Here is a 13,865-nt window from a genome sequence, read left to right as displayed (position 1 = left end):
CGATCAGAACGGCTATGCACCATGCATTATGTTAAACTCCATGGACATTTTTGCTGTAAAATTCCGATGGACTCATTCCTTCCAATTGTTTAAAAAGCCTACTGAAATAAAACTCATCCGTGTAACCAAGTAACTGCGCCACCTCTTTCACTTTGTTGTTTCCTTCCAGGATCATCTCTTTCGCCTTATCCATCTTCAGTTTGTTAAAAAATTCGATGATGGAATATCCTGTAATCTCTTTGAAGGCTCTTGATAAATACGGGGCAGATAGCTGCACCAGCTCAGATAATTCGGTCAAGGTGACTTTACGATGCAGATGTTGATTCATATAGTTAATGATCTTTTCCACTTTCAAGGATGTGGCGTAATTACGATGACGTTTTTTTATATTTTGGCCGATCGCGATAATCAATTGCTGTAGTAAGGACTTGGTGCTAAACTCATAACCCGGTAATTTCGTATACCAGGTGTCTACCATATGTTTAAATACTTCTTCCAATTGATAATAGTCCTGTAATTGCTGGACAGCGGGCAAGGGAAACATCTCAACGTCCTCGTTTACAGTCCATATATTGTCATTCTGCTCGATCCGGACATAACTGAAGTGAACCGAAAAAAAACTTATGGGATTCTTAAGGTCAATCTCTATCAAGTGAGGGACATCCGGCTGAAGGTAGATCAGGACGCCTTCCTGAATGGTATGTCTTTTCCTATCAATGGTAATTTCCGCTTTGCCACCTGTAATAAAAATGAGTTCGTGATGTTGGAGCGTCCTCACCCCTTTATTTGAAAATGTCCGAAGTTCATTCGGTTTCCTTGAGTTGCAGTATAAAATATGGAAAAAGAGCTGATCTATATTCATGGTTCCCTCCACGCACATATCTTTCATTCAATCCTGTTTCTGACGAAGATAAACCTAAACGAACAAAAAAACAAGCTGCCTCCACTAAAATATGGATTGCAGCCTGCTTCGTGATTTTTTATTTTTTTGATCATCAAACGAAATCAGGTGATGTTCACGCCACCACTTGCATAGCCGACAACGGTATTCACGAGTGTGAGTCCGGCAGCTGTCGCCGAGAACACGAGCAACAGACGTGTCTGTGCAGTCACCGGTATAGCTAAGCCAGTAGTTATACCATTTGAGATACTACCCAATGCAATAATACCTGTAAGTGAAGGTGCCAGTGTCACTACAGCTCCAGGAACAGCTGTAAATGCATTGTCTGGCGTAGGTGAGCTAAATAATTGTGCTGTAATGGTTACCGTTGAACCGACCAAAGATAAGGCTGCGGTTGTGCTAAAATATGCTGCTATGGATGTGATTACACCATCCCGAGGAGCAGAGAATGCAAAGTTGATGAGTGGTCCAACTACCGTCCCTGTTAAATCAATGGTGCCACCTACCAGGCTGATTCCGGTTGCCGAGCTACCAAAACCGATGAGGCTTGTGGTGCCAACCAATCCACCCGCAATCGTTGTCAGGATCGCTGGTCCGCCAGAAGCAAACGGAATGATGGCTCCCGAACCTGTAGCTCCCGTTACGCCAGTAACACCAGTGGTGCCTGTTACTCCGGCCAATCCCGTAGCTCCTGTTGCTCCAGTAACGCCAGCTACTCCTGTCGCTCCTGTACCACCGGTCACACCAGTGGCACCAGCTATTCCTGTCGCTCCTGTATTACCGGTCACTCCAGTGAACCCGGCTATTCCAGTCGCTCCTGTCACACCAGTGGCTCCGGCCAATCCTGCGGCCCCCGTAGCCCCAGTTACTCCCGTCGCTCCGGTTACGCCTGGAACACCAGTTGCTCCAGTTACACCAGGATCGCCAGTCGGTCCAGTAACGCCTGCTGCTCCGGCAGTTCCTGTCGCTCCAGTCCCCCCTGTCGCTCCGGTTGCACCACCCGCTGGACCTGCTGCACCCGTGGCTCCTGTTGCTCCCGTAGCTCCGTTCAGACCGGGGGCACCTGCAGGGCCTTGGCTACCCGCTGGACCGATCGGACCAATAGATCCCGCGGGGCCTACTGTTCCTTGAGAACCCGCAACACCTTGAGGTCCGGCCGGGCCAGGGGGGCCCGCAGGACCAGGAATTCCCGAGTTTCTAACTGCGTTAGCAAGAGCTACCTCTAATGCTCTGATGGCAATGACCAACTGGTCTTTGTGCGCAGAATGGATGCATTCCTGTAAAACAACTGACAACAGCGTATCAAGCAATTGCTGCAAGTTGGTGCCTACACTTATCGGAGAGAATGGAATGACTTCCGCTGAAGCAATCGAAAGTTCCAAGGCAGCTTCCAGGCTGGCCCTGTTTCCTTTCTTTAATTTCAAATGATGAACCAATGCCAGCAACTTGCGCAGAATTTCAATCAAAACAGAAACATGAACCTGAGTTGGGTTAGCAAATAACTGTACAATAGCTGCTTTCAATTCAGCAATCAATTTGAGGAGTAACTGCGCCTCTTCCCCAATACCTGTGAGATGTGATTCTCCTCCACCTTTTCTAAAGCCGCTTCCGCCATGCACACTGCGTTTCTTATATTTCATCTTCCATGATCTCCTCCTTGGGAGCCTTGTTAATGTCCGCAGGCGGGCGAACATCACTTGCTTGATGTCATCAATATATTACCAACATCAAGTTTTGTGATGAATACACCTAAACGTATTGCCATTTAATTAATTCAATTTGTTAAACGACCATCGTTGTGCATCTGTACCATTATCATTCCATTGCTGGATCGCAGCCCCATCCGCCGTTGAAGAGCTCGACACATCTACTGCCAATCCATTCACCTTTGAAATGATTTTATAGTAACCGTTACCCGCATCCTGGATGCTCCACCTTTGGGCGTTAGAACCGTTATCATCCCATTGCTGGAGCTGTACGCCGGGTGATGCTGTTGAGTTAGGCACATCCAGAACTTTTCCGCTGTGAACAGCCGTGAGTTTATAGAAACCATCTCCAGTGCTGTCGACCCTGAACGTTTGGTTACTCGCACTATAGTTGGTCCATTGTTGTACTTTGGCTCCGCTTGCCGTAGATACATCCACGATATCCAACACTTTACCGCTTGCTTTGGAACCGATCGTATAGAGGCCTCCGCTGACAATGTTCGGTGTACTCGCTGCTTGATATACCCGCACATAATCCACCAGCATTTGTGATGGGAAAGGTGTTGCATTATTAGGGCTTCCAGGCCAATTCCCGCCCACAGCCATATTCAACAGGAGGAAAAACGGACGCTGGAACTCCTCGGTGTTGCCTGTTCCATTTTCGATGTAAAACTCATTGAATTGTTTGCCATCCACAAACCATCTTATATATTTGGAATCCCATTCGATGCTGTACACATGAAATTGGGAAAAATCAAGATTCTCCGATATCTTTCCATAATCGGCATGCCCGTTAGCATCCCAGTGCACAGTACCGTTTACAAAAGCATTGTTGTTGACACGCTCCATAATATCAATCTCTCCGCTCTTGGGCCAGCCGACAGAATTAATGTTACTTCCCAGCATCCAAAAAGCAGGCCACAGCCCCTGACCGGACGGCAGCTTGATGCGTGCCTCAACCTTCCCGTAAGTAAAATCCTTCAAACCTTGGGTTTTGATTCGTGCGGAGGTATAGCTGCTGCCATTGTAATTTTCTTTACGTGCAGTGATGACCAGATTGCCACCTGTAACTTGCAGGTTCTCGGTGCGATTCGTATAGTACTGCAATTCATTATTTCCCCATCCACCGCTGCCGGTACCAATCTCTGCAGACCAATTCGACGTATTCAGAGAACTTCCATTGAATTCGTCACTCCATACCAAATTCCAGTTGGTCGCTGCGTTGGTCGTCGTGCCAGGCAGCAAAGCGATTAGGAAACTGAACAACACCAGCGTACTTACGATTTTTCTTTTTTTCAACAATCTTTCCCTCCCCATATTAACGGACCGATTCTGAACGGGATACCCCTATTTTTCTCAATCCGTAACAACGTTTACATTAAATGTATTCTACCTGCGACTCGATTATTTCTACCAGCGAACATGATATATCCTGGACAAGAAAGCATTCGAAGTATTTTATCAGGCCTGTGCGAATGAACGGTCCATACCTTGTGACCTTTAATATATTAGGGAAATGGAAAATGATTCGTTCTCAACGTGAGGAAGGAGATCAGAGGTATGAGCAAGCAAGTGATCATTAATGCGGATGATTTCGGGCTGTCTCCCGGCGTTAATGAGGGAATTATTCAAGCGTATCAGGCGGGTGGAATTACGAGTACCTCGATGATGGTGAATATGCCGGGCTTTGATCATGCACTGAGTTTAGCCAGGTCACTGCCGGACCTCGGAATCGGTTTGCATTTTAACCTGACTTACGGGAGACCCGTGTCCGATCCGGCCCTTGTGCCTTCTTTGGTGAATCCTGACGGTTCTTTTCATCATGGCCAGTGTGGTTTAATACGAGACTTCGCTGATATTGCCAAAGAACTCGATGCTCAATGGAACGTTTTGGTTCAAGCGTTTCTTTCACCCACACATCTCGATTCCCACCAGCTGCTGCATCAGAACGATCCCATCATATTCAAAATCATGGCGGAGAAAGCCATCCGTGAAAACATCCCGCTTCGGAGATCACAAGTCCGGCACGCAAGCCCTGATATGCCAGCCCCTCGGATGACGGATACGATTCTGTTGGATACTTATGGAGATCATGAGGGTTTGCAGCGAATGCTTCAACATTTATCTACGCTCCCAGATGGCATAACCGAGATTGTATGTCATCCGGGATATGTCGATGATGCTCTGCGTGAAATCTCCAACTGGCTGGACATTCGCGAGCATGAGCTTGCCGTGTTTGTCAGGCAGGATGTTCCCCGAACGATACAGGCGTTGGGCATTGTGCCAATAAACTACAGAGCGTTGATGGAAACTACGGAAGAACCATGCGAACTGCCACCAATACAAATGACATCCCCTCTCAAACCAATAGAAAAAAGGCGGCCTCGTCATATGCGGCAGCGCTTATTGAAGCGGCAGCGTATGGCGAAGGTACGTCGTCTGTCCAAAAAGCGAAGAATGCTCCGTCGATCTTCTTCAACCCGCAAACGAGTGTAATTCATTGCTGAATCGCACAAGGAATAGGGCTATAACCAGTACATATCGCTGCTGGTTATAGCCCTTTGATCTTTTCTCTTAATCCAGCTCTATTTTAAATACAACGGGTGAGCCGCTATGCACGTTCCTTGTCGTGATCGTCAAGGACTCTTCCGTTCTGCTCCATTCCGGTTGTTCCTCGAAGCCCAATACCTGAATGTCCCTAATCAGTCCATGGAAATGATGAGAGTTTTCCTTCAACGAACGGATATGAACAATCCCGTTCTCCGGGTAGGCCATAACCGTGGCATAAAGGCAGCTTTCTTTTACAGTGAAACGAATGTCCTCACTTGTAAAGATCTTGGTCTCGCCATCTGTAAATTGCCCTTCCTTCACCTCGGTCGGCCCTTCCCCATACGTTCGCCAGAACGTCGTGTCATAGATCGCCTCGCCATTCACTTTCAGCCATTGACCTATGGCAAGCAAAATATCTCTGTCTTCATCCGGGATGCTGCCATCTGCTTTTGGACCGATATTCAGCAGCAGGCTGCCATTTTTACTCACGATATCGACGAGATCCCTAATAATCTCATCCGCTGTTTTATAGTTGTTGTTTTCTGTATAACACCAGGAATTTTTGGCGACAGCCGTATCCGTTTGCCAGAAATACGGTTTCAGATCGGCGAATTGTCCACGCTCCACATCGGGAACGGCACAGCCGAGCATAAAGGCATCATGTTTATAGTTAATCGCTACCGGAATGCCCCACTCTTCACCTTTGTTATAGTAGTAGGCGCTGAACTTTTTCAAGTAAGGTTTGAACGCTGCCGTCTGGATCCACCAGTCAAAATAAAAAACGCTCGGCTGGTATTGATCCACCAGTTCACAGCAACGAATCAGCCAATCTTCCAGATATTCATCCGTTGGAGGTGAGCCGTATAAGTCCTGATGATCTGGTTCTGGCATGGCAGGCCAGTAGAAATCACCGCGTTTGAGCGGCTCCTTAACATCTGAATCAAATTTTTTTCCATGGGACATGAAAAACCAATGTTCAGCACGGTGTGACGATACACACAAGGTAAGTCCCTGCTTCTCATACGCGACCTTCATCTCACCCAGCAAATCCCGTTTGGGTCCCATTTCATATGTGTTATAGTGAGAGATGGAGCTTTTGTACATTTGAAAGCCATCATGGTGCTCCGCAACAGGCATCACATATCGGGCTCCGGCTTGCTTGAAAAGTGTTGCCCACTCGTCTGCGTCAAACTTCTCGGCGCGGAACATCGGAATGAAATCCTTATAGCCAAACGCCTTGGGATGACCATAGACAGCAAGGTGATGCTCATACGCTTTGGAACCCTCGATATACATATTTCGTGAATACCATTCACTGTCATAAGCAGGGATCGAGTACAGACCCCAATGTATGAAAATACCGAACTTGGCGTTCTTGTACCACTCGGGAACCTCGAATGCGCTAAGTGAATTCCAGTTGTCCTTATACTTACCTTCGGCAATCGTTTTGTCGATCTGCTGCAAATATTCATTTTTGTCCAGCATTGTTCTCATTCGGTTCTCATCCCTTCCGTTATCGGCTGCACTTGTATTGTAGTAGCTGATTGAACAGATAAACATGCAGAACATTAACTTTTGCTTGGACAATACTAACCTTGTAGGGGAGATGAGGATCATGAATCATCAGACACTGCTCACAAACTACCTGTCCAATCTGCAAATTGAATTGTTCATGGTCAACTTCAATCGCTGCGATACGGATTGGCGGGACATCGATTACACACCCGATTACAGCAAATTTTATTTGATCTGTGAGGGCGAGGGCTGGCTCAAGATCGGCGATCAGGAGTATTATCCTGCACCGGGACAGCTTTTTTTGATGCCGGAAGGGGTCACGCAGTCTTATTCTGCCATCAGTGATCGTCCTTTTCTCAAATACTGGTGTCATTTCAGCGCGAAGGTTGGAGGCATCAACCTATTTCAAATTTTGAATTTCCCCCACTTCTGTTCATCGGATCGGCCCGAGCTGACACAGGAAATATTCAACAGCATTCTTGATTACGCCCGATCCGGTGAAGTCTATGCGCATATGATGGCAAAAAGCAAATTAATAGAGTTGTTGTCCCACTACATTATGCATGTGGATCAGGAACAGATCAGTTATATCAATGTGCCTGTTGTGGAGAAAATATCTGCGATACTGGCCTATATTGATTCCAATATTGAAGAAAATATTTCTGTCCGGGATCTGGCTCAGATTGCATACATGCATCCCAATTATTTCATCCGTTTCTTCAAACAGCACATCGGTGTTCCACCCATGCACTACATTGCCAGCAAAAAAATGGAAAAGGCCAAAGAACTACTGACCTGTACGCCAAAAACAATTACTGCCATTGCAGAGCACCTTGGGTTTAGTGACTTATATTACTTCTCCAGGCAATTTAAAAAGCATACTGGTCTTAATCCAACGGAGTACCGCAAACAAATCATGGTCTGAACATCGACAAAGATGACATCATTTCACTTGCCCAAAAGCAAATGGAGCCCCACACAGGGAACTCCATTGTCATATCTTGCTGCGCTTGCCCGCTTCTTGCTCAACCACTCTTTTGACCTCTCTCAAGTAGGCGTACCCATAATCGTCATCGGGTTCAAGGTACGCCCCTTCCGCCCACTCATTCCATGCGTTGACAAACAGGAAGCCACTGCTGTTCAATTCCCTGGCTCTCGTTATCTGTCGCGATAAATACAAGCCGAATTTTTCAGGAGTTGACCCTACTGTACTTTGTCCATCAATCGATCGGCGCGGTGTATTGTCCCAATTCACAAATGCACCAGGATATACGACTTCCCCGTTTCGGTGAGGTGTTCTTTCGAGAATGGATGACCACACTTTATCGTAGTTCACCACAATGTGCTTCTGCCCCTGGATGTCCAGTTCAATCCAGATTCCATTCATATGACCATGTGCAAACGTATAGTGGGGCTCAAATTCCATGCTTGCGTCAAAGACAGGTTGATTAAAGGTAGGAAATCCACCGATCGTCTGCACAAAATGAATACCCTCCAGCCCGTGTTCTATCGCAAGCCTACGCCAATAATGAATCATTTCCTGACATCGAGGTATGCTTGCAGGCCGATAAATCAGAAATAGCGGTTTTCCCTCTACACGAATGTATCGTTTGTCCTTAAACGCTCTGATTAGATAGTCGAAATGTTGTTTCCAGTCACTCTCTTCCCCGTAGTCCTGAGAAATAAGAATATCCGATTCGCGTCCATCCCATTTGCGTGTCCACGTTTCATTAGCCCATGACAAACAAAAAGGGAAATCCGGTTCCCCACTTTCCAAAATCTCATCAAACGGCTTTTCAAGCAATCGTTTTCCTTTAAACCAGTAGTGATAATAACAGAATCCGTATATTCCGTACTTTTTGGCCGTGTCAGCCTGCCATTTGCGTACTTTGGGGTCCGTTAAATCATAGTAGTTCTGATGCAATGGCTTTTTGGGTTGCAGATGGCCTGGATAAAGGGGGATTGTTTTTTTTACATTGGTCCATTCTGTAAACCCGTCCCCCCACCACATGTCATTCTCCACAATCCGATGAAATTGAGGTAAGTGTAATGCAATAAGCTTCAAGCAGGACTCCTCCAATTAACAGACATATTCATTGGAAAATAATATCCATAAGCTGCAAACTTTTATGAAGATAGGATTGATTGTACTTCATATAAGAAAGTGCCCGGGAGGCAGCTAATCTTCGTTGATCCACATGGTCCCAATAATGTCCAAGCTTCTGTACAAGTTCTTCAAATGTTGCATAGCGTTGGAAATCATCCGTGTTCAAGGGGCCGCTTGAAGAAGCCGAAATAAGTTGAAATGTGCCGCACGCAGCTGCTTCCATGATATGTCTAACGGAAGAGTTGTCCTGAACAACAATTTTGGTGCCGTTGTATAACTTTTCCGGAATTTCATGAGGTTGCACGGGCACAAATGCACCGAATCTCTCCCACCCCTGTCCTTCAACTCGCACTCTTTTATCCGATAACCACGCATGAGTGGCAAGAGCAAACAGGCAGCTGCCTGGGTGTGCATCCCCAATGATATAAACATCGGATTCATATTCTCTTCCCACCACCTGTGGACAGAACACAGCGGGATTCGGTGGAAAAGGTATGGTATGGCATGAGACATTCCCCATATGCTGATCCGAGGGAATCTGGGTCGAATGCTGTGTAAACACATAATCAAAAAAGGAGATGATTGATTCCATCTGTTTTACATCCGACTGGTCCGACAACCAAATCGCCTTTTTGGCAGATGATGTCCTCAACGCCTCCAAATTCTGATTCGACAGAGCATCTTCTCCATCCAGTACCAGAATCAAATCCAAATCCTGCCCTGCCGTATGATCTGCCAACGACTGAATCGTTTTGATTTCATTAACATGTTGAACCAAATGCCTCAAGCTCTGTTCGATCAGAATAGAGTTCGCCGAGCCTTTTCGTTCTATTGAAGGAGTAATCAGGAGGACCTTCAGCTGTTTATAATGAACACGGGGAGAATCCGAAATATTCGCATTGTCTTTACTAGCCATGGACTGTTCCTTACCGTCCTGAATCATTTTCATAAGATGCTGCTGCAGATCCGATTGCTGTAACACCAGATGACGCCGGATTGATTTGAGTTTTCGGTTCAATGTTGCGTTCATTTGTCTGAGGTATACCTGATTGGGATGCTGGACAGGACGCCGACTCTTTGGGGACTTGGCTGGCATACGCCTCCTTTTTTTGATGACCATACCCTCCAATCACGAAGCGGATTAACTCTCATTGCCTACAATATGCATTTGTCTTTGGCTAGGTTTCTATCGCCTCATTTTTAGGTGTATAACTATTCAAAGATGGGCTTCACCCGTGTCTTTAAATGTGCCACAACCCCGTGTCCATCCGGTTCTTGTCCTCATAAAATATATCAAACCAGATAGGAGTTGATATGATTGCCAACATTCGATAGCATTCTTGTCACGGGAAATCAAACCATTAATCAGGATTTGCAGGTAAACGGTAATGTAACCATTGGCTTGGATCTGCAGGTGAATGGAGAACAGACGGTTGCTGGCAGCTTGCAGATTAACGACAGCTCCTCCATTACAAATAATCTGGGTGTCGGTGGGGTTATCGAGGCAGGAGACAGTGTAAAAGCAACAACTCAGCTCATGGCGATGAATCAGCCGACTCATCCAGTTGCCTTGCCACTCATCCAGCAGCTATTATATTATAATCCCGGTGTACTTAATCAGCCGGGTCTAGTATTAACAGGCACCAGCGGGAATAAGTATGTTCTGTTTATTGATGAGAGCGGAGGAACACCAAATCTAGCGATTCAACGCGTGTAGGTTTCGCACGTAATATAGGCCGTAGTATAAAGGGGATGTCCCAAAAGTCATGAATATGACGATGGACATCCCCTTGTTATCGTTATTTTGTTTTAACGAATCTGGTACACGCTATTTGCTTCTATTAGCCTAGGTCTGTGATCTAACGAATTACAGAGACGTTATTTCGTTAATGGGGCCAATTTTTAAGGTTATAACCCCGTTTTGTAACGGAATAACGTCACTGAGGTTCGTTAAAATGTGCATTCCTTGAAAATTCGCCGTTTAAGGTGTAGTAGGTTCGTTGGCACCTTAAGACGACTTATTCAGGGTTGATCAAAATGGACAAGGCCCCTTTGGATTCCAATTGCAGGTGTAAAAGCTCATCATTGCGAAGGTTCACCTGCACATTTCCGGTTTGCTCTCCATCATTGAATAGAACGACGGCAATCGAACCATCCGTATTTTTGAAGGCAACCGAACGGATGGATGCCTCATTGGAGGAAGAGTCAATCCGCACAGCCTTTGGACGAATCAATGCACTGAAATGAGCCAGGGCATAATAGTCCAGTGTATAGGTAAGCTCTTTTGTTTGCTGGTTAACCTTCACAATGCCGCGGCATGTACTTTTCCCGAAGCCAGGAACGGTAGGACCGTTGTTCTCATCCAGTGCCATATTCCAGAGCACAAAAGATTTGCTGTAATTGCGAAGAATCTCAATACCTGTTCTGATCACATTGGAGAAAGCCTGCTCGAATGGAGGAATCCATTCCCCGCCTGATCCTTCAGTGAAGTGGACCTCTTTACCAGCAAAGGCTTCATACACCTTAGTTTGTGCCGAGGCCTCGCCCCCATACCAGTGCCACGCGACTCCATCTACCTCTTCTGCCGCCTCATCAAGTACTGTCAGCGGATAATCCGGACGATCCCAGTTGTGATCATAACAGAGGATTTTGGTTTGGATGTCGTTGCGGACCAAAGCCGGCTTGAGATGATTTTTGATAAAGTCTGCTTGGGCTTCAGCTGGCATCAACATGCCGGGATAATGTCCTGGTTCATAAAGTGCCTCATTCTGTGGTGTTACTGCATGGATAGGCAATCCATGGGATGCGTAGGCTTGAATATATTTCACAAAATAGTCCGCATATGCCGGATACCACTCATGTTTCAATTGACCTGTAATCATGGAGCCGCTAGTTTTCATCCAGCCCGGGGCGCTCCAAGGAGAAGCGAACAGCTTCAATTCAGGATTCAGCTCCAAAGCCTTTTGAGTCAAAGGAATAACATCCGCTTCATCGTGTGCAATGCTGAACCCGGATAATCCCGGGTCCGTTTGATTTTCTGGCAGATCATTATAGCTGTATACGGTTCTGGCATAGTCGGAAGCTCCCATCGGATTGCGGATGACCGACAATCCAATGCCTTCCTCGGGATGGAACAACCGGGTCATGACTTCAGCTCTCTGCTCTTCGCTTAATATCTGGTTGATCAGATAGGCAGATGAGTCCGTAAAAGAAGCCCCAAATCCATCCATTTCCTGATACGTTTGCTGATCATCCAGAAGGATGGTTGTAGTCTCCTTGCCGGAGTCCTGCGGTTTTAATTGATCCTGGGAGACGGATACAAACAATGCATCTTCTCCCGTGGATTTGTACATTTTGAATTTCGTCATATGCTTTCCCTCCATATTCCTCTTATTGGATACCCAATTTCTCTTTATTTTGCTTCATTTTCTCACTACGGACCTTCACGATGTCATCCCAACGGTTTTCACCTAAAAATGACTTGTAAGCAGCGAGTGCATTGTCAAAAGAGGCATCATCTTTGGCACGCACCATGCTTACCAGTGTTGAATTCCACTTGGCGTTGATCGCTGACAACGCACGTGCTTCAGGTGTTCCTTGATTCGGACTAATATTCTCCAGAATAAAGTGTGGTTTCAGTTTGCCTTTGCCCCACTCTTGCATTTGTTTAATCGCTTCCGGGAATGCATCCGCACTCAGTGCTTTGTGACGGTCATGACCAAAGAACATGAATTCACCCATCCGGTATTCCTTCTTGAATTTGTCCGCATTGTGCAGCTGCAGATCCTTCACAGCTGGGAGCAGCTCAACCGTACCGTCTGCATTCTTTTCATACGTCTCGCCTTCAATACCATAGTTCATCAGAAGCTGACCTTCTTCACTCAGCAGGTACGTAAAGATTTGAATGGCTTTAGCCGGATCTTTGGCGTCTTTGGAGATGAAGTTGATCATCCAGCCTGTAATGCCGGATTGATTGAGTGTTGGTGCATTACCCTTAGTGCTTTGCGGTCCATCAACGGCTACATACTCTTTGCCTTCATTGGCACTCAGATAAATTTGCAGATTTCCACCCTGTTGAGGTGTGCCATCCAGCAGCATCGTTGCATATTTTCCAGATTTCACTTTTTCCTCAAAAGCCGTACCATCATCAGCAAAGCTGTCATCACTGATATTTCCGTCTCTGTATACCTTATTTAAAGTCTTCAGCCATGTAAGATAATCTTCATCCTGATTGCGATCATAGAATTCTCCATTTTCAGTTTCAAGCGGCACACCAATGAAGTCTTGCAACGTATCTCCGAGTGAACCTGTTCCTTCCCCGATTGAGTTAAAACCAAATGGAATCAGCGTTGGGAACTTTTCCTTGATCTGTTTCATCACATTTTCGAATTCCTCTGGCGTTCCCATGACAGGGCTTCCCAAAGCTTCGTACACATCTTTACGGATGATAAAGGCCGTTTTGGCCGGGATGTTGCCACTATCATAATCGGCCTGAGTATTGGAGTAGTTCGGATAGCCATAGGTCTTGCCATCAGCCAGCTGGAACCAGTTCAGGGTATCCGCAGCTGCGACTTTGTTGAAGTATGGATCATATTTCTCCGCAAGATCATTCAGCGGCAGAGCCCAGGTTGCAGCTTTTTGCACTACAGGAGAGTTGGAGTCAAACACGGTCAGCAGGTCAGGCATGTCGCCACCGGCAAAGAATGTATTCAATTTCGTGTCATCACCAGTAATGAATTTGATATTGATGTTCAGATCTTCCTTGATCTTTTTGGTCACAATGTCTTTGCCGAAATCCGTGTTCCACCAGTCCGCATTAACATACCAGGTAAGGTCCGTGACTTCTTCCTTTTTATCGAGCTGCCACGCTGGTTTTTCCGGATCGACTGTATAGCGGTCTTCAATGGAAACCCAGTTGCCTTCGCTTGAACCCCCTGAACCACCACTGCAGCCTGTAATCATAATCACCGCTGTCAGCAATGCCGCGCACAGTTTAACGCCTTTTTGGCCTGCTGCCTTATTCATCTTGAACATATTGTTTCCTCCTTAAGGTTAGGTGAGAAATATTGAATAGAGCGAACTTTCG

General features: G+C 46.2%; 11 protein-coding genes. 3 read left to right on the top strand and 8 right to left on the bottom strand.

From position 1 onward, the window contains the following. Nucleotides 1-31: 31 nt before the first annotated feature. From MKY42_RS14685 to MKY42_RS14675, 3 genes are all read right to left on the bottom strand, one after another. Entirely contained in the window at nt 32-862 is an 831-nt protein-coding gene (locus MKY42_RS14685) for an AraC family transcriptional regulator (protein ID WP_090897351.1), read from the bottom strand. 143 nt (nt 863-1,005) lie between these two features. Beyond that, on the bottom strand, nt 1,006-2,541 hold the full coding sequence (locus MKY42_RS14680) for an exosporium glycoprotein BclB-related protein (RefSeq protein ID WP_339852030.1): 1,536 nt from the start codon (nt 2,539-2,541) through the stop codon (nt 1,006-1,008). A gap of 129 nt (nt 2,542-2,670) precedes the next feature. Continuing rightward, nucleotides 2,671-3,909, bottom strand: a complete 1,239-nt coding sequence (locus MKY42_RS14675) for an RICIN domain-containing protein (RefSeq protein WP_090897347.1) — start codon at nt 3,907-3,909, stop codon at nt 2,671-2,673. A 258-nt stretch (nt 3,910-4,167) separates the two neighbouring features. On the opposite strand from MKY42_RS14675, the gene MKY42_RS14670 reads away from it, so the two are divergent. Continuing rightward, the gene (locus MKY42_RS14670; RefSeq protein WP_339852026.1) at nt 4,168-5,103 is read left to right on the top strand and encodes a ChbG/HpnK family deacetylase; all 936 of its coding nucleotides are present in this window, start codon (nt 4,168-4,170) and stop codon (nt 5,101-5,103) included. Between the two features lie 78 nt (nt 5,104-5,181). Here the strand turns inward: MKY42_RS14670 and MKY42_RS14665 are convergent, their stop codons facing one another. Beyond that, complete coding sequence (locus MKY42_RS14665; RefSeq protein ID WP_339852023.1) at nt 5,182-6,651, bottom strand: alpha-L-fucosidase; 1,470 nt, start codon at nt 6,649-6,651, stop codon at nt 5,182-5,184. A 121-nt stretch (nt 6,652-6,772) separates the two neighbouring features. Here MKY42_RS14665 and MKY42_RS14660 point away from each other — a divergent pair, with 121 nt between their 5' ends. After that, nucleotides 6,773-7,597 carry an AraC family transcriptional regulator gene (locus tag MKY42_RS14660; protein WP_339852020.1) on the top strand — a complete coding sequence of 275 codons (825 nt, stop codon included), beginning with the start codon at nt 6,773-6,775 and terminating at the stop codon, nt 7,595-7,597. Nucleotides 7,598-7,666: 69 nt separating this feature from the next. Here the strand turns inward: MKY42_RS14660 and MKY42_RS14655 are convergent, their stop codons facing one another. Both MKY42_RS14655 and MKY42_RS14650 read right to left on the bottom strand, forming a co-directional pair. After that, entirely contained in the window at nt 7,667-8,737 is a 1,071-nt protein-coding gene (locus tag MKY42_RS14655) for a glycoside hydrolase family 99-like domain-containing protein (protein WP_090897338.1), read from the bottom strand. 28 nt (nt 8,738-8,765) lie between these two features. Then, nucleotides 8,766-9,875 (bottom strand): glycosyltransferase, encoded by a 1,110-nt coding sequence (locus tag MKY42_RS14650; protein WP_339852017.1) that lies wholly within the window; start codon nt 9,873-9,875, stop codon nt 8,766-8,768. Nucleotides 9,876-10,097: 222 nt separating this feature from the next. On the opposite strand from MKY42_RS14650, the gene MKY42_RS14645 reads away from it, so the two are divergent. Further along, nucleotides 10,098-10,496 (top strand): hypothetical protein, encoded by a 399-nt coding sequence (locus MKY42_RS14645; RefSeq protein ID WP_090897333.1) that lies wholly within the window; start codon nt 10,098-10,100, stop codon nt 10,494-10,496. A gap of 301 nt (nt 10,497-10,797) precedes the next feature. Here the strand turns inward: MKY42_RS14645 and MKY42_RS14640 are convergent, their stop codons facing one another. Together MKY42_RS14640 and MKY42_RS14635 are read right to left on the bottom strand one after the other, a co-directional pair. After that, entirely contained in the window at nt 10,798-12,147 is a 1,350-nt protein-coding gene (locus tag MKY42_RS14640) for a glycoside hydrolase family 30 beta sandwich domain-containing protein (RefSeq protein WP_339852013.1), read from the bottom strand. Nucleotides 12,148-12,169: 22 nt separating this feature from the next. Then, complete coding sequence (locus MKY42_RS14635) at nt 12,170-13,813, bottom strand: sugar ABC transporter substrate-binding protein (RefSeq protein WP_339852010.1); 1,644 nt, start codon at nt 13,811-13,813, stop codon at nt 12,170-12,172. Nucleotides 13,814-13,865 lie beyond the last annotated feature (52 nt).

Source organism: Paenibacillus sp. FSL W7-1088, from assembly GCF_037969855.1.
GTDB lineage: Bacteria > Bacillota > Bacilli > Paenibacillales > Paenibacillaceae > Paenibacillus.
This window is presented reverse-complemented; position numbering and strand designations above follow the sequence as displayed.